At 67.9% G+C, this 25684-nt stretch carries 21 protein-coding genes; 11 read left to right on the forward strand and 10 right to left on the reverse strand.

Translation table 11 applies throughout. The features are described 5' to 3' along the window. The first annotated feature begins 102 nt into the window (after positions 1 to 102). Both A5782_RS27095 and A5782_RS27100 read left to right on the forward strand, forming a co-directional pair. Positions 103 to 1308: a PPE family protein gene (locus A5782_RS27095; protein ID WP_067099847.1), complete on the forward strand. Its 1206-nt coding sequence runs from the start codon at positions 103 to 105 to the stop codon at positions 1306 to 1308. Between the two features lie 266 nt (positions 1309 to 1574). Beyond that, positions 1575 to 2786 carry a PPE family protein gene (locus tag A5782_RS27100; protein WP_067099849.1) on the forward strand — a complete coding sequence of 404 codons (1212 nt, stop codon included), beginning with the start codon at positions 1575 to 1577 and terminating at the stop codon, positions 2784 to 2786. A gap of 25 nt (positions 2787 to 2811) precedes the next feature. On the opposite strand, the gene A5782_RS12280 is transcribed toward A5782_RS27100, so the two are convergent. Continuing rightward, the gene (locus A5782_RS12280; protein WP_067099851.1) at positions 2812 to 4512 is read right to left on the reverse strand and encodes an acyl-CoA dehydrogenase family protein; all 1701 of its coding nucleotides are present in this window, start codon (positions 4510 to 4512) and stop codon (positions 2812 to 2814) included. A 125-nt stretch (positions 4513 to 4637) separates the two neighbouring features. Between A5782_RS12280 and A5782_RS12285 the strand changes: the two genes are divergently transcribed. The 3 genes from A5782_RS12285 (at position 4638) to A5782_RS12295 (ending at position 8036) form a co-directional block, all read left to right on the forward strand. Continuing rightward, positions 4638 to 5618 (forward strand): phosphotriesterase, encoded by a 981-nt coding sequence (locus A5782_RS12285; RefSeq protein ID WP_067099853.1) that lies wholly within the window; start codon positions 4638 to 4640, stop codon positions 5616 to 5618. Further along, the gene (locus A5782_RS12290; protein WP_067099855.1) at positions 5611 to 7083 is read left to right on the forward strand and encodes an AMP-binding protein; all 1473 of its coding nucleotides are present in this window, start codon (positions 5611 to 5613) and stop codon (positions 7081 to 7083) included. Before A5782_RS12285 ends, A5782_RS12290 begins: the two co-directional genes overlap by 8 nt. A 539-nt stretch (positions 7084 to 7622) precedes the next feature. Next, positions 7623 to 8036 (forward strand): hypothetical protein, encoded by a 414-nt coding sequence (locus A5782_RS12295; protein WP_156623897.1) that lies wholly within the window; start codon positions 7623 to 7625, stop codon positions 8034 to 8036. Positions 8037 to 8059: 23 nt separating this feature from the next. Here the strand turns inward: A5782_RS12295 and A5782_RS12300 are convergent, their stop codons facing one another. Further along, positions 8060 to 9259 carry an acyltransferase gene (locus tag A5782_RS12300; protein ID WP_156623898.1) on the reverse strand — a complete coding sequence of 400 codons (1200 nt, stop codon included), beginning with the start codon at positions 9257 to 9259 and terminating at the stop codon, positions 8060 to 8062. Between the two features lie 162 nt (positions 9260 to 9421). Here A5782_RS12300 and A5782_RS12305 point away from each other — a divergent pair, with 162 nt between their 5' ends. Together A5782_RS12305 and A5782_RS12310 are read left to right on the forward strand one after the other, a co-directional pair. Next, positions 9422 to 10726, forward strand: coding sequence for a DUF3068 domain-containing protein (locus A5782_RS12305; protein ID WP_197694203.1), 1305 nt, complete (start codon positions 9422 to 9424; stop codon positions 10724 to 10726). 21 nt (positions 10727 to 10747) lie between these two features. Continuing rightward, a complete protein-coding gene (locus A5782_RS12310; RefSeq protein ID WP_067099863.1) occupies positions 10748 to 12484 on the forward strand; it encodes a hypothetical protein in 1737 nt (578 codons plus the stop codon). On the opposite strand, the gene A5782_RS12315 is transcribed toward A5782_RS12310, so the two are convergent. Further along, positions 12464 to 13630, reverse strand: coding sequence for a glycosyltransferase family 4 protein (locus tag A5782_RS12315; protein WP_067099865.1), 1167 nt, complete (start codon positions 13628 to 13630; stop codon positions 12464 to 12466). The two genes, A5782_RS12310 and A5782_RS12315, sit on opposite strands and share 21 nt — an antisense overlap. A 65-nt stretch (positions 13631 to 13695) precedes the next feature. On the opposite strand from A5782_RS12315, the gene A5782_RS12320 reads away from it, so the two are divergent. The 3 genes from A5782_RS12320 to A5782_RS12330 all read left to right on the forward strand — a co-directional run bounded on the left by A5782_RS12320 (position 13696) and on the right by A5782_RS12330 (position 17061). Then, entirely contained in the window at positions 13696 to 14466 is a 771-nt protein-coding gene (locus tag A5782_RS12320; RefSeq protein WP_067099965.1) for a class I SAM-dependent methyltransferase, read from the forward strand. A 41-nt stretch (positions 14467 to 14507) separates the two neighbouring features. Next, entirely contained in the window at positions 14508 to 15989 is a 1482-nt protein-coding gene (locus tag A5782_RS12325; RefSeq protein ID WP_067099868.1) for an aldehyde dehydrogenase, read from the forward strand. Positions 15990 to 16473: 484 nt separating this feature from the next. Then, complete coding sequence (locus A5782_RS12330; protein ID WP_067099870.1) at positions 16474 to 17061, forward strand: TetR/AcrR family transcriptional regulator; 588 nt, start codon at positions 16474 to 16476, stop codon at positions 17059 to 17061. A gap of 5 nt (positions 17062 to 17066) precedes the next feature. On the opposite strand, the gene A5782_RS12335 is transcribed toward A5782_RS12330, so the two are convergent. The 7 genes from A5782_RS12335 to A5782_RS12365 form a co-directional block, all read right to left on the reverse strand. Beyond that, positions 17067 to 17363, reverse strand: a complete 297-nt coding sequence (locus A5782_RS12335) for a hypothetical protein (protein WP_067099872.1) — start codon at positions 17361 to 17363, stop codon at positions 17067 to 17069. A gap of 20 nt (positions 17364 to 17383) precedes the next feature. After that, on the reverse strand, positions 17384 to 18907 hold the full coding sequence (locus A5782_RS12340; protein ID WP_067099874.1) for a class I adenylate-forming enzyme family protein: 1524 nt from the start codon (positions 18905 to 18907) through the stop codon (positions 17384 to 17386). A 206-nt stretch (positions 18908 to 19113) separates the two neighbouring features. Next, a complete protein-coding gene (locus A5782_RS12345) occupies positions 19114 to 19905 on the reverse strand; it encodes a crotonase/enoyl-CoA hydratase family protein (protein ID WP_067099877.1) in 792 nt (263 codons plus the stop codon). 142 nt (positions 19906 to 20047) lie between these two features. Further along, positions 20048 to 21457: a wax ester/triacylglycerol synthase family O-acyltransferase gene (locus tag A5782_RS12350; RefSeq protein ID WP_067099879.1), complete on the reverse strand. Its 1410-nt coding sequence runs from the start codon at positions 21455 to 21457 to the stop codon at positions 20048 to 20050. A 43-nt stretch (positions 21458 to 21500) separates the two neighbouring features. Beyond that, positions 21501 to 22706, reverse strand: a complete 1206-nt coding sequence (locus A5782_RS12355; RefSeq protein ID WP_067099882.1) for an alpha/beta hydrolase — start codon at positions 22704 to 22706, stop codon at positions 21501 to 21503. 168 nt (positions 22707 to 22874) lie between these two features. Next, the gene (locus A5782_RS12360; RefSeq protein WP_067099884.1) at positions 22875 to 23549 is read right to left on the reverse strand and encodes an SAM-dependent methyltransferase; all 675 of its coding nucleotides are present in this window, start codon (positions 23547 to 23549) and stop codon (positions 22875 to 22877) included. 320 nt (positions 23550 to 23869) lie between these two features. Beyond that, positions 23870 to 24598 carry an alpha/beta fold hydrolase gene (locus tag A5782_RS12365; protein WP_082942900.1) on the reverse strand — a complete coding sequence of 243 codons (729 nt, stop codon included), beginning with the start codon at positions 24596 to 24598 and terminating at the stop codon, positions 23870 to 23872. A 179-nt stretch (positions 24599 to 24777) separates the two neighbouring features. On the opposite strand from A5782_RS12365, the gene A5782_RS12370 reads away from it, so the two are divergent. Further along, the gene (locus A5782_RS12370) at positions 24778 to 25677 is read left to right on the forward strand and encodes an alpha/beta hydrolase (protein WP_067099888.1); all 900 of its coding nucleotides are present in this window, start codon (positions 24778 to 24780) and stop codon (positions 25675 to 25677) included. The last annotated feature ends 7 nt before the right edge of the window (positions 25678 to 25684 follow it).

Genomic DNA, 25684 nt, shown 5'->3' on the forward strand with positions numbered 1-25684 from the left:
GCGAAAAATGCAGTAGTCCGTCCCGGATTAGACCGTCGTCGTTTCGGCACACGATGGTCGGCGAACACGCTGGCCATATGCTGTGACGAAAGCAAAATCGCAATGGATTTCGGGTTGCTGCCCCCAGAGGTCAACTCGGCCCGGATCTATGCCGGCCCGGGATCGGGGCCGCTGCTGGCCTCCGCGGCGGCCTGGGATGAGGTGGCCGCGGAGCTGGAATCCGCTGCCGCGGGCTACTCCTCGCAAATCTCCGGCCTGACCGGACTGGCCTGGTTCGGGCCGTCGTCGCTGGCGATGTCCGGCGCGGCCGCACCGTACGTGGCGTGGTTGCAGGAGGCGACGGCCCAAGCCGGGCAGACCGCCGCCCAGGCCTACGCGGCGGCCGCGGCGTATGAGGCGGCGTTCGCGATGACGGTGGCGCCGCCGGTGATCGCGGCCAACCGGGCGCAGCTGATGGCGTTGATCGCCACCAATTTCTTTGGGCAGAACACCGCGGCGATCGCGGCCACCGAAGCCCAGTACATGCAGATGTGGGCCCAAGACGCCGCCGCTATGTACGCCTACGCCGCCGATTCGGCGACCGCGAGCACCATGACCCCGTTTGACGGACCGCCGCAGACCACCAACCAGTCAGGCCAGGACGCCCAAGCACGCTCGGTAGCCCAAAACACCGCGAACACCACCAGCGCCCGCACCCAGTCCCTGACGCAGATGACCCAAAGCCTCGCCACTCAGCAGGGCAACCTCGTCGACCCGCCCCTGCCCCAAGGCAGCACCGCCAACATCGCACCCGGTGGCGCCACTATCGACGTCGGCGTGACCGTTACGGCCGGCAACGGCTACCCAATCAACGGCGGTCTCGGACAGGTCACCATTCACGCCGTCACCCAGACCACCTTTGCGTTCGCGGACGGCATCTCCCCCGACAAAATCATTCCTGCTGGATCTAGCTACTCCACTATCGCGTTCGGCAGCTTCACAAGCGGCACATTCCAACTCACCGGAAACCCTATCGGCGTCGTCGGCCTCAATATTCCGAGCGGCGCCATCACCGGCGGCGCCGGCGGGGCCGAGGTCACCATCAACGCCAACACCGGCCTCGTCACCGCCATCAACAGCGGCGCCATCATCACCGGCCCCACTATCACCCCCGTCGCCCCCGTCGTCTCCAGCTCGTCCGGCGCTTTGGGCGCGGCGCCCGCAGCGGGCGTCGTAGGCGGCGCACCGGGGCTGGCGGGAACCGCCGCAATCCAACCCCAGCTCAACGTCGACGCACTCATGGACGCACTCTCAGCCGCTGGCGAATAGCAGTCCCACTGCCCAGCGCCGCCGGGTTTCACGCTGACCGTCAATGACGGCATCACGGTCGACAGGTCCGCCGAGATCGCGTGTCGCAGCGTGTCGGTCCCGTGGTGATCGCGACGCCGCATCTCCGCCCGAACGGTGCAATGCAGTAGTCCGTGGCTGACGCCTACAAAAATGCAGTAGTCGGTCCCGGATTAGACCGTCGTCGTTTCGGCACACGATGGTCGGCGAACACGCTGGCCATATGCTGTGACGAAAGCAAAATCGCAATGGATTTCGGGTTGCTGCCCCCAGAGGTCAACTCGGCCCGGATCTATGCCGGCCCGGGATCGGGGCCGCTGCTGGCCTCCGCGGCGGCCTGGGATGAGGTGGCCGCGGAGCTGGAATCCGCTGCCGCGGGCTACTCCTCGCAAATCTCCGGCCTGACCGGACTGGCCTGGTTCGGGCCGTCGTCGCTGGCGATGTCCGGCGCGGCCGCACCGTACGTGGCGTGGTTGCAGGAGGCGACGGCCCAAGCCGGGCAGACCGCCGCCCAGGCCTACGCGGCGGCCGCGGCCTATGAGGCGGCTTTCATGATGACGGTGGCGCCGCCGGTGATCGCGGCCAACCGGGCGCAGCTGATGGCGTTGATCGCCACCAATTTCTTTGGGCAGAACACCGCGGCGATCGCGGCCACCGAAGCCCAGTACATGCAGATGTGGGCCCAAGACGCCGCCGCCATGTACGCCTATGCCGCCGATTCGGCGACCGCGAGCACCATGACCCCGTTCGACGAACCGCCGCAAACCACCAACCAGGCGGGCCAGGACGCCCAAGCGCAGTCGGTGGCCCAAAGCACCGCGAACACCACCAGCGCCCAAACGCAGTCCCTGACGCAGATGACCCAAAGCCTCGCCACCCAGCAGGCCAATCTCGTCGACCCGCCCCTGCCCCAAGGCAGCACCGCCAACATCGCGCCCGGCGGCGCCACCCTCGAGCCCGGCACGACCGTCACCGTCACCCCCGGCAACCCAGTCACCGCCAGCTATGGTGCCGGGTACACAGCCGACACCACCGTCACATGGTTGTTGCCCAACGGACAACTCGGCGGCGCCCTACCTGGGTACAGCGCCTACCTCACTGGCGTCACGATCCAGAGCGGCACCCTTACCGTGAACGCTCCCCTCCCGGGAACCGGTGGCGTGTTCACCATCCCAAGCGGCGCCGTCACCGCCGCCAGCACCGGCGCCGAGGCCACCATCAACACCAGCACCGGCCTCGTCACCGCCATCAACGCAGGCACCGTCATCACCGGCCCCGTCACGGCCACCCCCTACGTCTTCCCCGTCGCCCCCGTCGTCTCCAGCTCGTCGAGCGCGTTGGGCGCGGCACCGGCGGCAGGCGTCGTAGGCAGCTCACCAGGCCTGGCGGGAACCGCCGCAATCCAACCCCAGCTCAACGTCGACGCACTTATGGATGCGTTATCGGCCGCTGCCGAATAGCGGTCCACGCTGACCGACTGCCCGGCTACGGCCGCATCTGATAGGCGCCGCTGAGCGGCAGCACGTGGTCCTTCCAAATCTGGTCGTAGCGCGCGGGGTCGTGGGCGGGACGGCGGATCATCCGCAGTGCGAAGCGGGCCTGTTCGTCCGTCGTCGCCGGCTTGTCGGACAGTTCAACGGCGTAGGCGTTGAAGTCGCGGACCAGCACGGCGAAGATCTCGTCGATCAATCCCTCGTCGACGCCCGACAACGCGGCCTCCTCCAGGATGAGTTGGGCGTAGGGCACCGTCGCAAACAATTGACCGACGGCGAAGGCGAAGTCGATGTCCTTCTGCTGCGCGGCATCCGGGGTAGCGCCGGCCAGCATGTCGGCGAGTACGTCGATCTGCGAGCGCAGCAGCGCGACGTTGGGCAGGTGCGCGAAGCTGTCGAACGGCGCGCGCCAGTCTCCGAAGCGCACCTTGCCCAGGCCGCCGGTCGGTCCCTGCGCGAACAGGAAGGTGTCGTCGGCGGCGTCGTCGCGGCGGCCGATCAGCGGCAGCGCGCTGTTGGGGGCGAACAGGAAGTTGGGCATGAACTTGGCGAGCAGCCCGATGTTGATGTGGACGGTGCCCTCCAGCCTTGGTAGCAGGCCGATTTCGCGGGTCATCGCCTCGAAGATGGTGTCCTTCTCCACACCTTTGGCGGCGATGACGTCCCACAGCGCGGTGATGACGCGTTCGCCTTCGCTGGTGATCTTCGCCTTGGTGAGCGGGCTGTACAGCAGGTAACGGCGGTCCTCGGTTGACGCGCTGCGCATGTAGTCGCACGCCCGGGTGGCCACCAGCCGCATCCCGGCCAGCCGGGCGTAGGCGTCGGTGAGCAACCGCCGCACGTGGGTGAAGTCGGTGACGACGGTCCCGTACAGGATGCGGTTGGACGCGTGGGTGACCGCCTCGTACATCGCGTGGGTACACATGCCGACCGCGCCCCAGCCGAGGTTGTATTTGCAGACGTTGACGGTGTTGAGGGCGGCGTGGAAGGCCTCGGGACCGCGGTGCAAGATGTCGGCCTCGGTGACCGGGTAGTCGCGCAGCGCGTAGTTGGCGACGAAGTTCTGCGAGTTCACCACGTTCTTGATCAGGTCGTAGCGATCATGCTGGGAGTCGGCGGCGAAGAACACGTATTCGTCGGTGCCGTCGAACTTGCCGAAGGTGGAGACCATTCGGGCCACGTTGGCGTTGCCGATGTAGTACTTCTCCCCGGTGGCGGTCCAGCCCCCGCCCGACGAGGGCGTCAGGTTCATGTCGGTCTGGTAGACGTCCGCGCCGTGCGTCTGCTCCGACAGGCCGAAGGCGAACACCTCGCCGGCCTCGAGCAAGGCGGCGGCCTTGCGCTTGGCGTCCTCGTTGGCGCTCATCCAGATCGGGCCCAGGCCCAGGGCGGTGACCTGGAACGGGTACCAGTAGTTCAGCCCGTAGAAGCCGACGATCTCGGCGAACGCACTGATCCGGTAGGTGTCCCAGCGGCAGTCGTCCGCCCCGTAGGCCGACGGGGTCAGCAACGAGGCGAAGATGCGCTCCCGGCCGATGTGGTCCAAAAACTCCGAGTACCACACCCGTTCGTGGTCGTCGGACTTCAGCCGGGCCTTGCCCCGGGACTCGAAGAAGTCCACCGTCGAGGCCATGATCTCCCCCGAGCGGCGGTCTGGGTACTGGCGTTGCAAGTGGTTGGGATTGAGCAACATGGCGTGACTCCCAGCGGGTTCTCGACGAAGACGAGGGTGACGGTACTGCACTGGCGCGCCCGTCGTGGCGCACCGGAACAAAACGACCCTGTTGGTCAGGTGCCCGTCGCCCTAGCATCAGTGGCGTGTCAGAACTCAATACCGCGCGCGGCCCCATCGATACCGCCGATCTCGGCGTGACGCTCATGCACGAGCACGTGTTCATCATGACCACCGAGATCGCCCAGAACTATCCCGAAGCGTGGGGCGACGAAGAGAAACGGGTGGCCGACGCCATCGCCCGACTCAACGAGCTGAAGGCCCGCGGCGTGGACACTATCGTCGACCTCACCGTGATCGGCCTGGGCCGCTACATCCCGCGCATCGCCCGGGTCGCGGCGGCGACGGAGCTCAATATCGTTGTGGCGACCGGGCTTTACACCTACAACGACATTCCGTTCCGGTTCCATTACGAGGGCCCCGGCGGGATGCTCGGCGGCCCGGAGATCATGACCGACATGTTCGTGAAGGACATCGAGGTGGGCATCGCCGACACCGGCGTCAAGGCCGGCATCCTCAAGTGCGCCACCGACGAGCCCGGCATCACCCCCGGCGTCGAGCGGGTGCTGCGCGCCGTCGCCCAGGCGCACAAACGCACCGGCGTGCCAATCTCCACGCACACCCACGCCGGGCTGCGGCGCGGCCTCGAGCAGCAACGCATCTTCGAAGAAGAAGGCGTCGACCTGACCCGGGTGGTCATCGGACATTCCGGCGACAGCACCGACATCGGCTACCTGGAGGAACTCATCGCCGCGGGTTCGTATCTGGGGATGGACCGCTTCGGACTCGACGTGATCTCGCCGTTCGAGGAGCGGGTCAGGATCGTGGCGGAGATGTGCGAGCGCGGGCACGCCGACAAGATGGTGCTCTCACACGACGCGAACTGCTATTTCGACGCGCTCCCCGAAGAGCTGGTGCCGCAGATGGCCCCGAACTGGCACTACCTGCACATCCACAACGACGTGATCCCCGCGCTCAAGGAGCGGGGCGTCACCGACGAGCAACTGCACACCATGCTGGTGGACAACCCGCGCCGCATCTTCGAGCGCCAGGGCTCGTATGAGTGAGCCGATCCCTCCGATCGGCACGCAGATTTCGGCGCTGGCCGAACTCGCTCCCGACGAGCCGGCGGTCACCTGCGACGGGGTGACCCTCACCCGCGCCCAGCTCGACCGCTCAACGAACCGGCTGGCGCGCGCCTACGCCGAGCTTGGTGTGGGCGTCGGCGACTACGTGACCATGGTGCTGGCCAACTCGGTCGAGTGGATCCAGGCCGCGGTGGCGTGCTGGAAGCTGGGCGCGGTGCCGCAGCCGTTATCCGCACGGTTGCCCGACGCCGAGTTAGCCGGCCTGGTGGAGTTGCGGCCACCCGCCCTGCTGGTGGGTCGCGAGCACGTTGGAATAGCCTCGCTGCCAACCGGTTTCGCGCCCGACCCGGCATTGTCGGACGCCGCGCTGCCTGAGGCGGTGTCGCCGATCTGGAAGGCAATGGGATCCGGCGGCAGCACCGGCAGGCCCAAGCTGATCGAATCCGGCGGCGACAGCCGAATACCGTCGGCGATCGGTTATCCACTGGGCGCGCAGGAGGGCGACACCACCTTGGTGCCGATTCCGCTCTCCCACAACACCGGCTTCACGACGGCGACGATCGCCTTGCTCATGCGTCACCACCTGGTGCTGATGAGCCGGTTCGACCCCGAGCGCTTTCTCCGGCTGATCGCCGACCATCGCGTCCAGTTCCTGACGACAGTGCCGACGATCATGCAGCGGGTGTTGCCGGTCTACCACGCAGACCCGGGCTCCTACGACCTCTCGTCGGTTCGGCGGTTCTGGCACATGGGGGCGCCGTGCCCGCCCGCCGTCAAGCAGGCCTGGATCGACCTGCTCGGCCCCGAGAAAGTCTGGGAACTCTACGGCGGCACCGAATTACAGGCGCTGACGTTCATCTCCGGGGACCAATGGCTGGCGCACCGCGGGTCGGTCGGCATCGTGGTGGCCGGCGAGATGAAGGTGCTCGATGACGACGGCAACCCCTGCCCGCCCGGCGTGATCGGCGAGATCTACATGCGGCCCGGATCGAACAGCGCGCCCACCTATCGCTACGTCGGCGCGACGGCGAAAAGCCGCGACGGCTGGGATTCGCTGGGCGACCTCGGCTACTTCGACGCCGACGGGTTCCTCTACATCTCCGACCGCCGGGTCGACATGTTCACCGTCGGTGGCCGCAACGTCTACCCCGCCGAGATCGAGAACGCGCTGTCGGCGCACCCGGACGTGTTGTCCTGCTTGGTCGTCGGCGTGCCCCACGACGATCTCGGCCAGGTGCCGTACGCGCTCGTGCATCCGGTCGACGGGTCGGCGCTGGATTCTGTTGGCGTGCAGTCATTTCTGCGCGAACAGCTGGCGGGTTACAAGGTGCCCCATACCGTCGAATTCGTCGACACCCCATTGCGCGACGACGCCGGCAAGGCCCGCCGATCGGCGGTGCGGGAACAGGTCCTGGAGCGGCTGGCGGCCGCGGAGGCCAGCTGACCACGGCTAGGGCGTACCAGCGCTAGGCGATGACGGCAGCGGCGGCGCCCCCTGCGTTCACGCGACGCGGCCAACTGGCCAATGGCCTAGGCGAACAGCGCTTGTCCATCGGACAGTTTGTGCGGCAACAATATTGACATATTTCTACGCGGCTACGCTCCAAATAGTCCCGCCTCCACACGCGCATCCGCACTGGCTTGGTGAAACCAACATCGAAGAATGGGAAGAAGGCCCGGCCGGCAGCCACTGAATCCTTTTTCGTGCCGAGCGAAATGGGCTCCCCGGCAAGATGACCACTCTTCTACTGCTGCTCTACCACCACGCCGTGCACTGCGATCCGGTTGTGACCCACTGACTATTAATCCCCGGATCCAGCCTCGAAGCCAACGCTTCGGTTAACGGTCGCCGAAGGCGACCGGGCCCACTGCATCCTGAACCATCGTTTTCGAGACACGGCTCCGTTGGGCCGGTGGAATTAGCGCAGCAGCCAACAGCTTCTGGCCATTACCATTTTGCTTGAGGGTGAAAGCATGGTGCATATGAGCGTGATCTATGCCGAACTGGCCGAGAAGTTGCACTTCGGCGATGATGCGGTGTTGTTGGCCATGGACGATGCCGGGGTAAGTGAAGTGCTGGCTGCGGTGACCCAGGCCGCGCAGCAGGGTTCGGCTCGACTGGACCACGGTGCGACGATTCACCAGTTCCTCATCGAGCCTGGCGCAGCCGAGGTTGAGTTCCATGAAGGCCGCGTGGTGTGGCGGCTCGACGCCGCCAAGGCCGAAGAAATTGGCGCATTGCTGGGCTCCATGATCGGGTCTGGAATTCCCGAGGGCCACCACTATGTGGATATCTCCAAGCCTGCAGACATGCTCGTCCTCTCGCGAAACGAGTACCCCCTGAGCCTGCTACCTCCCGACGCCGTATACCCGCCACCCGCCCGAACTGCAGATTGACTCCGGCGCCCACCCGGAGACTGCTAGGGCGCGATCGCGTCCGCCTCGGCGTCGACGACCCGAGGCGTTTCGCCCCGCTTCTCGCGTTTCTCCCAGCGGCGCAAGACTTCTCGGCAGGGCGACTCGACCAGCGCGTAGCTGACGGCGGCGATCGCGAAACCGAAGATCAGCGTCAACACCAACACCGTGGGCATGCGGCCGGTGAACGGGAACGTCCCGAGCACCGGGAACACCATGGCCAGCGCCGCCAGGTGCCATACGAACAGTCCGTAGGACCAGCGCCCCAGGGTCACCATGGCGGTGGTCCCCAGGATGCGATGCGGGGTCTGCGCCCGGTCCAACACCAGCGGGGCGACGAGCGCGAAGGCCACCAGCGAACCCATCGCGGTCTTCACCGCGAACTGCGCCGGGGTTCCGGGCACCAGACCCTCCGGACCGGCCAGCGGCGACGCCGCGATCAGGTAGGCGACCACCGCGACCGCGGCCATCACCAGGCGTTGGCGCGCGATGCGGTGCGGCAATCCGATCCCGCTGTGCACCCACTCGGCCAGCAGCATGCCGGCGGCGAACCAGGAGAAGAATGCCGGCGGCCAGTTCAGGGGGTTGATGCCCGAGGCGGAGTCATCCCCGAAGAGCGGTACCCAGCCCCAAGCCCAGCTCAGCGCCCCCAGCGCGGCGATCGCCGGCACCCGGGCGGCCACCGGCAGGCGGCGGGCCAGCAGCGCGAGAATCGGCAGCGCCACATAGAAGCTGACCTCGACGGACAGGCTCCACATCTGGGTCAGCCCGCCGGTCAGCGTCAGCGGCACATAAATCTGGGTGAGCGTCAGGTTGGCCAGCCACACCGTCAGGCTGGCGTGGTCGGCGTCGGGCAACAGGGCCAGGATCACGACGACGGCGACCACATAGGCGGGCATGATGCGGACCACCCTGGACCGCAGGTAGTGGCCGGTGGCCGGGCGCGGCCCGAGATCCCGTGCCGCCGCGGCATGTCCACGCCACAACAGAAATCCCGACAATGCGAAGAACACGGCCACCGCGAGGTCGAAGCGGCCGAACAGCCTGCCGGTGGCGCCACTGGAGTGCCCGGTCTGGAAGGCGACGTGCGTGACCACCACGCCGATGGCCGCGCATGCGCGCATGCCTTCCACGGCCGGCAGGAAGCTGCGGACCCCGCCCACCCGCTGGTCATCGCTCACCACCACAGTTTGCCTGTGCGGCATTGCCGGACGAATGGGTACACCCGGAGGACCCGTCCGCGGGACCAACAGGTTCGTAAGCCACCGCCTTAGCTTGTGCTGTTAGGGTCAAACGAGTTTGCCCCGGGCTGCTGCTCGGGTCGGGTCGCGGCTGATGAGGCAAGAAAATGAGGAGGGCACAGCGACGTGAACCGAGCAGTCATGTTGCGGTTCGCCGCATGCGGGATCATCGGACTCGGAGCTGCCCTGCTGATCGCCGCACTGCTTTTGACGACGTACACCACCAGCAGGATCACCAAGGTCCCCCTCAACATCGACGCCACGTTGATCGGTGACGGCACCGGTACCGCACTGGACTCCGCGTCGCTGTCGACCGACCACGTCGTCGTCAACCAGAATGTGCCGCTGGTCTCCCAGCAGCAGATCAGCGTCGAGTCGCCCGCCAACTCCGACGTGGTCACGCTTCAGGTCGGAAGTTCGTTGCGGCGCACCGACAAGCAGAAGGACAGCGGGCTGCTGCTGGCGATCGTCGACACCGTCACGCTCAACCGCAAGACCGCGCTCGCCGTCTCCGACGACACCCACGCCGGCGGCTCGGTCCAGAAGCCGCGCGCCGTCAGCGACGAGAACCCGCCCACCGCGATGCCGCTGCGGCACGACGGGCTGTCCTACCGGTTCCCGTTCCACACCGAGAAGAAGACGTATCCCTATTTCGACCCGATCGCGCAGAAGGCGTTCGACGTCAATTACGACGCCCAGGAAGACGTCAACGGGCTGACCACGTACAAGTTCACCCAGAACGTCGGCTACAACGCAGACGGCAAGCTGGTGGCCCCGGTGGCCTACCCGTCGCTGTTAGCCGGCGCCGAGGACGCCAAGCAGACCACGTCGGCGTCGATGTGGGGCATCCAGGGCGGTGATCCGAACGAACAGATCACCATGACCCGCTACTACGCGGCGCAGCGCACATTCTGGGTGGACCCGGTATCGGGCACCATCGTCAAACAGACCGAACACGCCGACCACTACTTCGCCCGGGATCCGCTCAAGCCCGAGCTCACAGTGGCCGACTACAAGGTCACCTCGAACGAAGACACCGTCGAATCCCAGGTCAACGCCGCCCGCGATGAGCGCGACCGGCTGGCGCTGTGGTCGCGGGTGCTGCCGATCACGTTCACCGCGGTCGGCTTGATCGCGCTGATCGGCGGCGGTCTGCTCGCCTCGTTCAGTCTGCGCAGCGAGAGCGCGTTGACCGACCCCGGCCTGGACCGGGGCGACCAGGACTTCTTCGGCCGCAGCGGCCTCGAAGAACCGGTGCCCGGCGCCGAAGCCGAGACCGAGAAACTGCCCACCCAGCGTCCCGAGGCGCGCCAGGAGTCCGGTCCGCCGGGCTCCGAGCCGCCGGGTTCACCCGGCTCACCCCGTCCGGATGAGCCCACCGAGGCGGGGCCGACCGAGTCGAATCCGCCCGGCCCGCACGACCGGGAATAGCCCGGTCCGGATGCGTTAACCGTGCGCTGGACCCGACCCGGGTACGCACTGGTGTTGGCGCTGCTGGTGGTCGGGCCGCTCCTGGCGCCCGGATACCTGCTGTTGCGCGACGCGGTCTCGACGCCGCGGTCGTACCTGTCCGATACCGCGCTGGGGCTGACGTCGGCGCCGCGCGCCACGCCCCAAGACTTCGCGGTGGCGCTGGCCTCGCATCTGATCGACGGCGGCGTCGTGGTGAAGACCCTGCTCGTCGTGGGGCTGTGGCTGGCGGGATGGGGTGCGGCCCGGCTGGTCGCGGTCGCACTGCCGTGCGCGGGAGCGCCCGGCGAGTTCGTCGCCACCACCGTGGCGATCTGGAATCCCTATGTCGCAGAACGGCTTCTGCAGGGTCATTGGAGCCTGCTGGTCGGTTACGGCTGCCTGCCTTGGGTCGCCGCGGCCATGCTGACGCTGCGGGCGACTCGGAACTCAGGGGCGGGCCGGTTCGGTTTCTTCGGGCTGGCCTTCTGGATCGCGCTGGCCGGGCTGACCCCGACCGGGCTGTTGCTCGCCGCGACGGTGGCACTGGTCTGCGTGGTGGTGCCCGGGGGCGGCCGGCCGCGCCGGTGGTGCGCCGCGGCGGCATTGGGGGCCGCACTGGTGGCGGCGCTGCCGTGGCTGACGGCGTCGGCGATGGGGTCGTCACTGACCGCCCACACGGCGGCCAACCGGCTGGGGGTCGAGGCGTTCGCGCCGCGCGCCGAGCCCGGCCTGGGCACCCTGGCCAGCCTGACCAGCCTAGGCGGCATCTGGAACGGCGACGCCGTACCCAGTTCGCGCACCACGCTTTTCGCGGTTTTCTCGGCAGTGGTGCTGCTGGGTGTGGTGGCGGCGGGCCTGCCGACCGTCCTCCGCCGCCCGGTCGCGGTGCCCCTGCTCGTGCTGGCGGCGGTGTCCGTGCTGGTCCCCGCGGCGCTGGCCACCGGCCCCGGCCTGCAGCTGCTGGGCACGGTGGTCGACACCGTGCCCGGCTTCGGGGTACTGCGCGACGGGCAGAAGTGGGTGGCGCTGGCGGTGCCCGGCTACGCCCTGGCAGGCGCCGGCGCGACGGTGACGGTGCGCCGGTGGCTACGACTCTCGGGGGGCGCCGCACCGGCGCTGGTCTGCTGCCTGGTGCTGCTGCTGGCGCTGCCCGACCTGGGCTGGGGCGTGTTCGGCAAGCTGGCGCCGGTGCGCTATCCGCGCGGCTGGGCCGCTGTCGCCGCGGCGATCAACGCACCGGCCGGGGACCCAGGAACGATAGCGGTGTTGCCGGCCGGCACCATGCGGCTGTTCTCCTGGTCGGGTCCCGCACCGGTATTGGATCCGCTGCCGCGTTGGCTGCGCGCCGATGTGCTGAGCACCGGTGACTTGGTGATCTCGGGGACCACCATCGCCGGAGAAGGCGCACACGCCCGGGCGGTGCAGCAGCTTCTGCTGTCCGGACCGGATGCCTCGGCGCTGGCCGCGGCCGGCGTGGCCTGGCTGGTGGTCGAATCCGACAGCGCCGGCGACATGGGGGCGGCCGCCCGCACGCTGGGCGCGCTGGCCCCGGTCTACCGGGACAACGAGATTGCGCTCTACCGGATCGGGGGTCAGAGCGCCGGGGTGACCGCCTGGCGCCGGACGGTGACGGTGATCGCGCACCTGGCGTGGCTGGCGATGCTGATCGGCGGCGGCGCGGGCGCGGTGATCGGCGCGCGGCGGCGCCGCACCCGCTCAGCCCCGCCCGGTGACTAGCCCGTGGACCGTGCGGCCGGCCTGCACCGCTTCCAGCACGCCGCGCATGGCGTCGGCGCTTTGCGTCCAGGAGAATTCCCCGCTGCGGGTGTGCGCCTTGGCGCCCAGTTGCTCGCGCAGCACCGGATCGGCGAGCAGTTCTTCGAGCCGATCCACCAACTCGGCGTGGCTGTCCACCAGGATCCCGGTCACCTCGTCGACGATCGAGTCCGACAGACCGCCCGAGGATCGGTAGCCGATGGTCGGCACCCGGTGCTGGGCCGCCTCGACAACGGCCAACCCCCAGCCCTCCTTGCGTGAGGGCAGCAGGTGCACCCAAGCCCCTTGCAGCACATGGTGTTTGGTCACGTCGTCGACGTGACCGTGAAACGTCACCGCCGAACAGATGCCGAGTCGCTGCACGTGCCCGACGAGCCGCTCGCGCCACCAACCGTCGCCGACGATGTCCAGGTGCAGATCCGGTATCCGCGGCAGCAGCTGCGCGACCGCCTCCAGGGCGTCCTCGATCTGCTTGTGCGGCACCAACCGCGACAGCACCACCACCCGCGGCGCGGCCGACCGCGGACCCGACAACGACTGCGCCGGCGCCTGGTCGAGGCCGTTGCGCACCACCGCGATCTGCGCACTGTGCACGCCCAGGGTGACCAGGTCGCGCGCGGACGGCAGCGACACCGTGACGTACTGGTTGTGCCGGTTCACCCGCGGCGACAGCGTCGACTCGACGAACCAGCCGAGCCGGCCGAGCAGCGGCCCCGCCACCGGCCACTGCTCGCGGTGGCAGTGATGCACCAGCACCACGACTCGCCGGCCGTGGATCAGCCGGGCCAGAAAGGGCAGGCCGTTCTGGGTGTCCACGATCACGTCGGGCCGCACTTTTCGCAACGGGCCGACGCCGATCCGGGCCGCGGCCATCGCCGCCAACGCCCAGACGTACACCGAATAGCGGCCGCCGGCACGGTTGATCCGCACACCGTCCACGACCTCGCGGCGCGGCGCACCGGGATAGCGGGCGGTGCGCAGCGTGACGGCGATGCCGGACGCGGCGAGCTGCGCGCCGATGCGCTGCAAATAGGCTTCGCTGCCGCCACCCTGCGGGTGCCCGGTATCGCGCCAGCACAGCAGCAGCACGGAGCGCAAAGCAGACATCGGTCGTCAGCCTAACCGGCGACGATGTGCACCGGGCAGCGCCGCGCATCCGTAGGGTGTGGCCGGTGGCCGCCACCGACATCTTCGCCCGCCGGGCGACGCTGGCTCGCTCGCTGCGGTTGCTGGCCGAGTTTCGCCACGAGCAGTCGGATCCGGCCCGCTTCTATGGCGCGCTGGCAGCCGATACCGCGGCAATGGTGGGCGATCTGTGGCGGGCCACCCACGATGAGCCCCCTTCCGGTCGCACGCTGCTCGACGTCGGCGGCGGGCCGGGCTACTTCGCGGCGGCCTTCACCGACGCCGGAGTCCGCTATATCGGGGTCGAACCCGACCCCAGCGAGATGCACGCGGCCGGGCCCGCCGTAGCCGTTGGGTCGGGGAGCTTCGTGCGCGCCTCGGGAACCGCGCTGCCCTTCGCCGACGACTCCGTGGACATCTGCCTGTCCTCCAACGTCGCCGAGCACGTGCCGCGGCCCTGGCAGCTCGGCGCCGAGATGCTGCGGGTGACCAAGCCGGGCGGGGTGGCGGTGCTGTCCTACACGGTCTGGCTGGGGCCGTTCGGCGGCCACGAGATGGGCCTGACCCACTACCTCGGCGGTGCCCGCGCGGCCGCCCGCTACGCCCGCAAGCACGGCCATCGAGCCAAAAACGACTACGGGTCGTCGTTGTTCGAGGTGTCGGTGGCCGCGGGCCTGGATTGGGCCGAGAACACCGGGGCGATGGTGGCCGCATTTCCCCGCTACCACCCACGATGGGCGTGGTGGTTGACGGGCGTGCCGGTGCTGCGCGAGTTCCTGGTGAGCAATCTCGTGCTGGTGCTCCAGCCGCAAGAATGAAACATGTTCTCGTTTTGCATTCGCTTGGGTAGGGTGGCGCCATGAGCGGAATCACGACCGACATCAAGACCGAATACGACAAGCTTTTCATCGGCGGCAAGTGGACGGAGCCCTCGACCTCCGAGGTGATCGAGGTGCATTGTCCGGCCACCGGCGAATACTTCGGCAAGGCACCGCTGGCGGCGGCGGCGGACGTCGACGCCGCGGTCGCCGCGGCCCGCGCCGCCTTTGACAATGGCCCCTGGCCCACCACGCCGCCGAAGGAACGCGCGGCCGTCATCGCCAACGCGGCCAAACTGATGGAGGAGCGCAAGGAGCTGCTGAGCGCGCTGCTCGCCGGCGAGACCGGCCAGCCGCCCACCACCATCGAGACGATGCACTGGATGGGCTCGATGGGCGCGATGAACTTCTTCGCCGGCCCGGCCGTCGACCAGGTCAAGTGGCGGGAGATCCGCAACGGCTCCTACGGCCAGACCATCGTGCACCGCGAGCCGATCGGCGTGGTCGGCGCGATCGTCGCCTGGAACGTGCCGCTGTTTCTTGCGGTCAACAAGCTGGGCCCGGCGCTGCTGGCCGGTTGCACCGTGGTGCTCAAGCCCGCCGCCGAAACGCCGCTGACCACAAACGCTTTGGCGGATATCTTCGCCGAGGCCGGCCTGCCCGAGGGCGTGCTGTCGGTGGTGCCCGGCGGTATCGAGACCGGACAGGCGCTGACCTCCAACCCGGACGTCGACCTGTTCACCTTCACCGGCAGCTCCGGCGTTGGCAAGGAGATCGGCCGGCGCGCGGCGGAAATGCTCAAGCCCTGCACACTGGAGCTCGGCGGTAAGTCGGCGGCCATCGTCCTCGAGGACGTCGACCTGGCATCGGCGATCCCGATGCTGGTGTTCTCCGGGATCATGAACACCGGGCAGGCCTGCGTGGGCCAGACCCGCATCCTGGCGCCCCGCTCGCGCTACGACGAAATCGTGGACGCGGTGAGCGCATTCGTGCAGGCGCTGCCGGTCGGTCCGCCGTCGGACCCCGCCGCCCAGATCGGATCGCTGATCTCGGAGAAGCAGCGCGCCCGCGTCGAGGGCTACATCGCCAAGGGCATCGAGGAGGGCGCCCGGCTGGTCTGCGGCGGCGGCCGCCCCGAGGGCCTGGACAACGGGTTCTTCGTGCAGCCCACGGTGTTCGCCGACGTCGACAACAAGATGACGATCGCCCAGGAAGAGATCTTCGGGCCGGTGCTGAGCATCATCCCGTTCGACACCGAAGAGGACGCGATCAAGATCGCCAACGATTCGGCCTACGGCCTGGCCGGCAGCGTGTGGACCACCGACATTCCCAAGGGCATCGAGATCTCGGAGAAGATCCGCACCGGGACCTACGCCATCAACTGGTACGCCTTCGACCCGTGCTGCCCCTTCGGCGGCTACAAGAACTCCGGCATCGGCCGCGAGAACGGGCCCGAAGGCGTCGAGCACTTCACGCAGCAGAAGAGCGTGCTGATGCCGATGGGCTACACCATCGACAGCTAGGCCGTGCGTGCGTCGAAGCGGCGGCGTTTCGCGGCTTGCGGCGCCGCGAACACCAGCGGCGTCTGCGCATCACTAGGGCCGTGTCCGTAGTGATTATGCAATAGGGCATATTTTCCGGGCATTTACGCGACCGTAAGTGCGGTCCTCGGGCTCCGTCCGTCCCATTTGTGCGGCGTGCGTCACACTTCGCCTGAGAAATTGCTTAATTTACGGATGTCTTATATGGTTCATAGCATAATCAAGGGCCGGACACAGGCCGGGAGAACACCATGTGGATCATTGAACTCAACGTCGCCGGCTATCAATACACCCGCGAGATGCCAGACTTGCGGCGCCGCACATTCCGCTTCAGCCCACGTCATATGCACTGGCCAGCGTTGCGGCACTCGCACGCCGCATGACCCGAGCCACGGGAGGTACTCCCACGCCGACTATCGGTGCGCCGCGGCGGGCCCCGGCGAAACGTGGGGGCACCCGGACGAAGATGTTGGCCAGCGCCGCCGATGTGATGCGCGAGCGCGGAGCGGCCGGCGTCACCATCGACGCGGTGCTCGCCCGCAGCGGCGCCCCGCGCGGCTCGGTTTACTACCACTTTCCCGACGGGCGCAACCAGATCCTGACCGAGGCGCTGCGTTACTCCGGTGACTCCATCACCGCCATGATCGACGACGCCGCCGGACGGGGCGCCCGGGTCTTGTTGCAGGAGTTCGTCGGATTCTGGGAGCGGCTGCTCACCGACGGCGATTTCACCGCCGGCTGTCCGGTGGTGGCCGCAGCGATCGGCTGCTCGGACGACGACGGTCCCAAGCTCTCGGCCGAGGCCGGCGCCATCCTGGGCCGCTGGTGCACCGCGCTCACCCGCGCGTTCGTCAACGACGGCTTCGACGACGCCGACGCCGCGTCGCTGGCCGTGATGTCGATCGCCGCGCTCGAGGGCGCCATCGTGCTCTCCCGCTCGACCCGCAACGCGAGCCCGCTGCACCAGGTTGGCGAGCAGCTCGAATTCCTGATCAAGGCAAAGGAATTCGTTGCCCGGAACAAGATTCCGGGAAAACAGGACGCTTCGCAGTGATCCGCTCAGTCGCTGGCTGGTAGCGGCTTGACCTCTTTGAGCTGCAGGGCGGTCTGCCCGATGCTCAGGCTCCCGGCGCCCGGCTTGGTCACCAGCACCTCGGCCCCGGCTTCGTCGACGTAGCGCTTGCCCATGATCGTGCCGTCGGAGAACGACGGGTCCAATTCGCCCGACCGTTCGCCGCCGACCGGCACCATCGGCACACCGCCACACCGCAAGTCGTCCAGGCTGTCGGCACTTCTGACGACGATCACTTGAGTGTCACACACCTGGCTGGCGAGACGAGTTCCGTTCTTGATCATTGATTTCCGTCCTTGATCGCTTACTGCTGGGCCGTCCGACGCGCAATCGGAGTGAGGGTCTGGATGATCTCCCGCCGCAAGACCTTGCCGGTAGCGGTGGTGGGCAGCTCGTCGCGAAACACTACCTCGTCGGGAGTGCGCGATCCGCGCAAACTCTTGCGGACGAATTCACGCAATTCTTCGGGGTCGGGGTCCACGCCCGCCGCCGGCACCACCACCGCGACGATCGCCTGGCCCCACTGCGGATCCTCGACACCGACGACGGCGACGTCACGCACGTGGGGGTGCTCGACCAGGACCTCTTCCAGTTCGGCGGGCGCGATGTTCTCGCCGCCACGGATGATGGTGTCGTCGCTGCGCCCGCCGATGAACAGGTAGCCCTCGTCGTCGAGCATGGCGACGTCCTTGGTGGGGAACCAGCCGTTTTCGTCGAGCACCGAGCCGATGCCGGTGTAGCGGCCCGACACCTGCTCGCCCCGCACGAACAACTCGCCGGTCTCACCCGGCGGCAGCACATTGCCGGCCTCGTCGCGGATCTGCAGCTCGATGCCCGCCACCGCTTGCCCGACCGATCCCAGCCGCCGGGCCCAGCTGTTCTGGTCGGGCCCCTTTGCCGCTTGCGCGGCGCGATGGTCGTCGGGCGTCAGCACCGCGATCGTCGAGCTGGTCTCGGTCAGGCCGTAGGCGTTGACGAAGCCCACGTTGGGCAGCAGCTCGAGCGCACGGCGGACCAGCGGCAAGCCGACCCTCGAACCGCCGTAGGCCAGGTTGCGCAGCGACGGCAGCTCGATGGCCGCCCCGTGGTTCTCCAGCACGGTGATGATGCGGTCCAGCATGGTCGGCACCACCGTCGCGGTGGTCACGTTCTCGGCGTTGACCAACCGAACCCATTCCTGCGCATCGAAATTCGGCAGATACACCATCTTGCGACCGGCATACAGATTCGACAGCGCCGCGCTGACCCCGGCGATGTGATACGGCGGCACGCAGATCAGGGCGGCGTCGGTGTCGGAGGCCGCCCCGAACTCCACCGTCCCGGTGACGTAGCTGGTCAGGTTGTTGTGCGAGAGTTCGACCGCTTTGGGCTGCGACGTGGTGCCCGAGGTGAACAGCACGATCGCGACGGAGTCGGGGTCGGGAAACTCCGCAGCGGGCGCGGCGGTGCGGGCGGCCGCCAAGAAGTCGTCGGACTCCATCACCCGGTCCGACACATCGCCGAGCGCGTCGCGGTAACGGCTGTCGACGATCACCAGCGGCTCGGGCAGCCGCTCGATCAGCGCCTGGATGCCCTCGGCGGAGAGCCGGTAGTTGATCGGCGTGAAGGCCACCCCGGCGCGCGCCGCGGCGAAGATCAGCACCGGCAGCATCGCGCCGCCGGTGCCCACGTAGGCGACGTGCTTGGCGTTCGACCCGGCGATCACGCCCGCGCCGCCGTCGGCAAGATCGCTGAGCTGTTGCGTTGTCAGCCGCACGTCTCCGGACACCACCGCCGTGCGCTCGGCGTTGCCCGACGCGGCCATCTCGAGCAGCAACGAAATGCTCATCCTCGATCTTTCTCCGGTCTCAACACGTTACAAAGCTGGCCAAAAGTGTCATGCCCGACTGTAGTTTAGATCACCCAACTACCTTGCGGCCCGGCACCGTCAGCCCACCGCATCGCCCGAGCGTGCCGACGAGCTTTACCCGCAGCTGACGGCGGGTCAACCCGCCCCGAAAGCCTTGCCGCCGAGCAGGATCGAGCCACCTGATATCAGGTGCCCGTCCACTTCGGTGGGCGCTTCTCGGCAAAGGCGATGGCGCCCTCCTTGGCGTCGTTGGAGGAGAACACCGGTGCCAGCAGCTTGTTCTGCTCGGCGAACATGTCCTCGGGGCTCCAGCCGCGGGACTCGACGATGATCCGTTTGGTGGCGGCCACCGCGAGTGGCCCGTTCGCCGCGATCTTTTCGGCCAGCGCGATCGCGGCGTCCAACGCGTTGCCGGGGTCGGCCAACACGTTGACCATGCCCAGCGCGTGCGCGCGCTCCGCGCTCAGGTTCTCACCCGTGAGCGCCAGTTCCATGGCGATCGCGGACGGGATGCGTTGCGGCAGCCGCAGCAGCCCGCCGCCGCCGGCGACCAGCCCACGCTTGACCTCCGGAATGCCGAACGCCGAGTCCTTTGACGCCACGATCAGGTCGGTGGCCAGCGCCAGTTCGGTGCCGCCGGCCAGCGCGTAACCCTCGACCGCCGCGATCAGCGGCTTGACCGGGGGACGCTCGGTGAAGCCCATGCCGCGGCCCTCGACGATGGGAAGCTCGCCACGGGCGAAGGCCTTGAGATCCATGCCCGCGCAGAACGAGCCGCCCGCGCCGGTGAGGATGCCCACCGAGAGGCCGGTCTCGTTATCGAGCCGATCCACCGCGGCGGCCAGGCCATTGGCCACCGCGGAGTTGACCGCGTTCTTGGCCCTCGGCCGGTTGATCGTGATGATGAGGATTCGATCCCGTTGTTCGACCAGAACTTCGGGTTCTTCGGTGCCGGCCTCTTGGTTTCCACTGCTCACGGTGCCGCACAGCTCCTTCAGGAAATCGGTGGCTTTGAGATAGCTCCTGTCGGACCGATGGTAACCGGCGGCGGGAATGGCGTTTACGTCCCCGAGAGATTCGGCTTACCGCCGGCGTCGATTGCCTGAGAACCCCGGCCGATCACGCCGGAGCCATCGCCGCCTCGACAACCGTCAGCTTGTCGGGAAGACCTGCGGCCCTGCGTATTTCGATGAAGTCGGCGACCATGGCATCGGAAACCTCGTGCGGGTCCTCGAGGGTGGACCCGTCGGAGAGCACCGAGATGTTGAGCTGATCGACATAACTCCACACGGTGATGTTGAGCCCGCTGCCGGCGGTCAACGGCCCCACCGAATAGATCTCGGTGACCAGTGCCCCGCCCACCCGGCCGCGTTCCCGCGGACCGGGAACGTTGGAGATGTTCAGGTTGAGGATCTTGTTGTGCCCGTCGCGACTGGACGCCCACCGGAAGAAGGCCTGGGTGGGCCCGGGTGGCATGTAAGCCGCCCACCGGCTGACCAGCTCCGGTCCCATCAGCTGGTTGCTTTCCTTGGCGGCGATGGCGTTCTCGTGGCTGCACCGCACCCGTTCCAGCGGATCGTCGGAATCGGTCGGCAGGCCCACCAGCACGCCGGTGAAGCGGTTGCCGGAGATCCGTTCGCGAGAAAAGTCGAAACTCATCGGCACCGACGCCAACAGCGGTTCGGCCTTGCCGTCGTACCGCAACAACAGGGTGCGCAGCGCGCCGGTCGCCATCGCCAGCACCATGTCGTTGATCGTCGCCCCGAGCCGCTTTCCGGTCTCCTTGACGTCGGCCAGCGCCAGGGTGGCGGTGGCGAACCGCCGTTCCGGGGTGATCTTGTGGTTCATGAAGGTCGCCGGCGGCTCAAAGGGCCGCGTCAGTTCCGGGGAGAATTTGCGCGAGCTGCGCCGCACCCGGCCCAGACCCTGCGTGGTGTAGCGGATGGTGTGCGGCAGCCGCCCGACATGGCGCATGTGGTCGGCCATTGCCGACGCCATGAGTTGCCGCGCGGTGGGAGCGGGGTCGCAGACGTACTTCTCGCCCTCCGGGCCCGGCTGCAGGTCCATGCCACGGGCCATCAGGTTCGCCGAGGCGACACCGTCGGCGAGGGCATGGTGAATTTTGCCGACGACCGCAATCCGGTTGTTGGCCAAGCCCTCCACGAAGTACATCTCCCACAGCGGACGGCTCCGATCGAGCGGCGTGCTGGCGATTTGCCCGATGGCCTCGTCCAGTTCGCGGCGCCCCCCCGGCGGCGACACCCGCCAGGGGCGGATGTGATAGGTCAGGTCGACGTCGCAATTCTCCCGCCACATCGGATGGTGGAAGTTGAACGGCACCTCGACGAGCTGGTAGCAGAACGGATCGAGCTTGTTCAGCCGCCCCGCGATGACTTGGCGAAACGCGTCGACGTCCAGCGACCGGCGGTCAGCGTCCAGCTCGATAACGGCGGCTTTGATGGTGTGCATGTGCACGTTCGGCGCTTCGCTGTACAGCAGCACAGCGTCCCACCCGCTAAGCCTCTTCACCGCTGCCCCATGCCCATAGAGGGACCATACTCAGCGCTGGCGCTCAGATAACCTCTTTTGCCCCGACGCGCGTCTTGGTGCGATAAATCTGGTTGAGGAACAGCGAAGTGACGTGGGCCGCGGCGCCGGCGCGTTCACCGTCGACGAGGTCATACCCGTGGCCGGCGCCGGGGAATTCCAGGTAGCCGACCATCGAATGCGACACCGCCCGCAACCGCTCGACAAAGCTGCGCGCCTGATCGACGGGGATGACGGTGTCCTTGCTGCCGTGGATGACCAGGAAGGGCGGGGCGTTGCGGTGCACGCGCGCGATCGGGGACGCGTCGCGGAAAATCTCGGGGCGACGGGCGATCGACTTCTTCACCACGACCCGCTCCAGGAATTCGACGAACCGTTCGCGCTCCGGCGTCGAGCGGTCCTCCCAGTCGTAGCGGCCGTAGATCCCCACGACCGCGTCCACCGAGGTGTCGGCGCCCTCGGGCAGCTTCTCCTGGAATTGCGGGTCGTCGGGCGTCAGCCCGGCCAGCGCGCACAGGTGGCCACCCGCCGAACATCCCGCTATCGCAACGAAATCGCGGTCGCCACCGAACTTGTCGACGTTGGCACGCGCCCACGCGATGGCGGTTTTCACGTCGACGATGTGGCGCGGCCAGCGGTGGTGCGGCGAGACGCGGTAGTTGACCGCCAGGCACACCCACCCCTGCTCGGCGAGCCGTGACATGAGCGCCGACCCCTGGCCCATGCACTTGCCGTGCACCCAGGCGCCGCCCGGCAAAAAGATCAGGACCGGTGCGGGTTGTGCGGGCAGGTCTTTGCGCCGCCAGACGTCGAGCACCTGGTCGGGGTGGTCCCCGTAGTGGACGGCGCGGCGATACAGGTAGCGGCGCTGCCGGAGACCGTCCCAGATCGGTGGTGTCTTCTCGGCGACCGGCCATTCCGCCTCGAGATCCGCGGCCGACACGACCCCGCGCAACGCGGCGAGGGAGACCTGCTGGGTGCTCGCCCGGTCGCGGCGCCGGACGTCGTTGATTCCGGGCGTGAACCAGTCCTTGGTCGCCGCGGAAATCGCCTCCGGTGCGTGCCGGGCACCCCAGACACCCATGGCGGTCAAACCGCCCAGGGGCTCGAGATGCTTGCCGACCACGGGCAGCGAAGCCCCGGCGACACTCAACGCCAGCGCATAGTCGCCGGGGCGGGCCCGCAGCAACCACTTCACGCAATCGGTAATGCCGGGTCCATTCGCCGTCATGAACGGGACTGTACCCCTCACGACGTTTCGCAAACTGACGTTTCTGTAGAACCGGCGGGCGTGGCGAAGGCGCTTTGCCCGGCGTGCTCGCTGGATACGATATTCACGCTGATTGACCCGTTTTTCGCGGTTCGCTGGGCGCGGTGAATTTTGCTGTGGACGACACGCTCACCTGGCCGCCAGGTCGGCGATCACCCGGCCGCCGACCAGACTGACGCTGGTCAGCGTCAGTCCCGCCTGCGCGGCCAGCGCGGCGGCGCTGTCCACCCCGACCGACGCCCAGCGAAACCAGGGCCCCACCTCGCCCGCCGACTCCAGACGGACCCATCGCGAACAGATGCCGATGGCCTCGGCTTCGAATTCGGCAATACAACGGCCACCGCGGGCCAGCAGCTCGAACGCGCGACCGAGAATTCGTCGCGGATCCCCGCCGAGCCCGACATTGCCGTCGACCAACAGCACCGTCTGCCACAGGCCCGTTGCCGGCAGCGGCTCGAACACATCGCCCAACAGGGCCGGTGCACCGCCGCGACCCGCCAGCTGGATCGCGGTCGCGGATCGGTCGATACCGAGTGCGGGGATGCCCCGCTGAATCAGCCTCGCCACCAACCTGCCCGGACCGCAACCCAGCTCGATGGTGGGCCCGGTGCACATCTGCGTGACGGCTTCGTCGAAAACTTCGTCGAAGGCTTCGTCGAAGATGGGGCCAGATTCAGCTGAGCCGTTGGGGGGACATCGCACACCCAGCCATCGGTGCGCCGGCAATGGCCGCAGTTCGCCGTCGTCATGACGGATCCAACATCGCTCCCCGCCAAGTGCCCGATCGTAAAGTTGCCCAAGCATTTCACGTCCCTCACGTCCTGGCCGATCGGGCGGCGCGCCGAGTTCGGTCCCGTGCGGGACGTTGCAATGACGTACCGGCAAACCCCAACAAGCTGACAGCAAGCACGTACGCCAGCATTGCACCGATACCCCGATCGTGGCTCGGCTAATCCATTTCTCGTTCTAGGCCCTCCCGCGGCTACGTTGCAGCGCCCGGCACGGTTCACCCACCGATGGCGCCCGACCTGCACGTCCCCACCGCAGGGGAATCGTGCGCTGCCGACTTTTGCTTATTAGCAAGGCCTTTCGCCGTTTCAGAGTCTCGCCTGGCCGGGCGAGAATCAGCCGAACAAGAACGCGTCCAGCAGCTCGTTCACCCGTGCGGGGTCTTCCAGCGCCGCGAGGTGGGCGACCCCGTCGAGCACGGTGAAGGACGCGCCCGGGATCGAGTCGGCCATGGCGCGGGTTTCGGCCACCGGGAAGGTGGCGTCCTCTTCGCCGGCGACCACCAACACCGGGGCTGCGACGCGACCCAGCAGGGCGTGCTGGTCGGGCCGCGCGGACACCACGCTGCGCACCGCCCAGCGGACCGAATCGGTGTTCACAGACTGCACGTTCGCCCGCACGGTCGCCACCACGTCCGGGCGGGTGCGCAACGTCGTCGGCCCCAGGAAGCCGCGGATGCTCGAGCGTGTCAGCGGCGGCCGGATCCCGCCCAGCGCCGTCGCCAACCACACCATGGCCGCATACTGCACCCGTTGCGCGACACCGGCTTTCGAGGCGGTGCAATTCATCAGCACCGCGCGGTTGAAACGGTCGGGGTAGAGGGCGGCGAAGGTGCCGCCGATCATCCCGCCCCACGAATTGCCGACGAAGTGGGCCGTGTCGATGTCCAGCCCATCCAGCAGGTCTACGACGCAGCGCGCGCAGTCGGTGAAGCTGAACATCGCGCGCAGCGGCGCACTGTCACCGTGGCCGGGCGGATCGATGAGCACCAGGCGATTTTTGTCGCCGAAGTGCGCGGCCTGGCCGGCCCACAAGTCGCCCGTCATCAACAGGCTGGGCCACATGAGGATGGCGGGCCCGGCCCCCGCACTGACCTGAACCCGGATCGTGCCCAGAGCCGTATCGATGAACCGCGAAACCAGCCCGGGGTTGTTGGCGGTCACGCTGCCTCCTGATGTCAGATCGTGCACGACAGATCGCACGTAGCCGTCCCTCGATTTTCCCCGTCGGTGATACTGATCCGGTGACGAACAACGACGTTCATCCTGACCTGCAGCGATTCGCCCGCTTCGCCCCACGACGGCTCGTCGGCCCCCGGACCCTGCCGCTCATGCGGGCGGCGCTCGCCTGGCGGGGCCGCCTCGGCAAGCCCGACGCCGACGTCGAGACGATCACCTTCGCTTCGGGCGCCGGTGTTCGGCTGTTCCGGCCCGCCGGGGTCACCGAGACCACGCCCGCGCTGCTGTGGATCCACGGCGGCGGATACGTGATCGGCACCGCCCAGCAGGACGACCCGCTCTGCATCGGGTTCAGCAGGCGCCTGGGCATCACTGTCGCCTCGGTGGAATACCGTCTGGCGCCCGAACATCCGTATCCCGTACCGCTGGAAGACTGCTATTCGGCGTTGACGTGGCTGGCCGCGCTGCCGTCGGTGGACCGTTACCGCATCGCCATCGGCGGCGCCAGCGCCGGCGGCGGCCTCGCGGCGGCCCTGGCCCTGCTGGCACGCGACCGCGCCGAGGTGAGCCCCGCATTCCAGCTACTGACTTATCCCATGCTCGACGACCGCAGTTCGGCCACCGCGCCCAGTGCGAACTACCGGCTGTGGGACAACCGCAGCAACAGGTTCGGCTGGGCGGCATATCTCGGCAAAGCCGACCCCGAGGTCGCCGTCCCCGGGCGGCGCGACGACCTCAGCGGGTTGCCGCCGACCTGGATTGGTGTGGGCACGCATGACCTGTTCCACGACGAAGACCTGGCCTACGCCGAACGTCTGCGGGCTGCCGGGGTGCCGTGTCAGGTCGAAGCCATTCCGGGCGCCTTCCACGGCTTCGACGTGGTCTTGCCGAAAGCCCAAGTGTCGCGGGGGTTTTTCGAGAGCCAATGCGACAGTCTGCGCGCCGCGCTCAGCCCGCCCGCTTGACGGCGCC

Origin of the sequence: Mycobacterium sp. 852002-40037_SCH5390672 (assembly GCF_001665875.1) — a bacterium.
Taxonomy (GTDB): Bacteria; Actinomycetota; Actinomycetes; order Mycobacteriales; family Mycobacteriaceae; genus Mycobacterium.

Excerpts from the sequence above, each read along its gene's own strand:
- A5782_RS12355 (WP_067099882.1), bottom strand. The coding sequence starts at position 22,706 with ATGACGGCGAATGGACCCGGCATTACCGATTGCGTGAAGTGGTTGCTG.
- A5782_RS12360 (WP_067099884.1), bottom strand. The coding sequence starts at position 23,549 with ATGCTTGGGCAACTTTACGATCGGGCACTTGGCGGGGAGCGATGTTGG.
- A5782_RS12365 (WP_082942900.1), bottom strand. The coding sequence starts at position 24,598 with ATGTGGCCCAGCCTGTTGATGACGGGCGACTTGTGGGCCGGCCAGGCC.
- A5782_RS27095 (WP_067099847.1), top strand. The coding sequence starts at position 103 with ATGGATTTCGGGTTGCTGCCCCCAGAGGTCAACTCGGCCCGGATCTAT.
- A5782_RS27100 (WP_067099849.1), top strand. The coding sequence starts at position 1,575 with ATGGATTTCGGGTTGCTGCCCCCAGAGGTCAACTCGGCCCGGATCTAT.
- A5782_RS12315 (WP_067099865.1), bottom strand. The coding sequence starts at position 13,630 with ATGTCTGCTTTGCGCTCCGTGCTGCTGCTGTGCTGGCGCGATACCGGG.
- A5782_RS12335 (WP_067099872.1), bottom strand. The coding sequence starts at position 17,363 with ATGATCAAGAACGGAACTCGTCTCGCCAGCCAGGTGTGTGACACTCAA.
- A5782_RS12280 (WP_067099851.1), bottom strand. The coding sequence starts at position 4,512 with ATGTTGCTCAATCCCAACCACTTGCAACGCCAGTACCCAGACCGCCGC.
- A5782_RS12290 (WP_067099855.1), top strand. The coding sequence starts at position 5,611 with ATGAGTGAGCCGATCCCTCCGATCGGCACGCAGATTTCGGCGCTGGCC.
- A5782_RS12340 (WP_067099874.1), bottom strand. The coding sequence starts at position 18,907 with ATGAGCATTTCGTTGCTGCTCGAGATGGCCGCGTCGGGCAACGCCGAG.
- A5782_RS12325 (WP_067099868.1), top strand. The coding sequence starts at position 14,508 with ATGAGCGGAATCACGACCGACATCAAGACCGAATACGACAAGCTTTTC.
- A5782_RS12330 (WP_067099870.1), top strand. The coding sequence starts at position 16,474 with ATGTTGGCCAGCGCCGCCGATGTGATGCGCGAGCGCGGAGCGGCCGGC.
- A5782_RS12295 (WP_156623897.1), top strand. The coding sequence starts at position 7,623 with ATGAGCGTGATCTATGCCGAACTGGCCGAGAAGTTGCACTTCGGCGAT.
- A5782_RS12300 (WP_156623898.1), bottom strand. The coding sequence starts at position 9,259 with ATGCCGCACAGGCAAACTGTGGTGGTGAGCGATGACCAGCGGGTGGGC.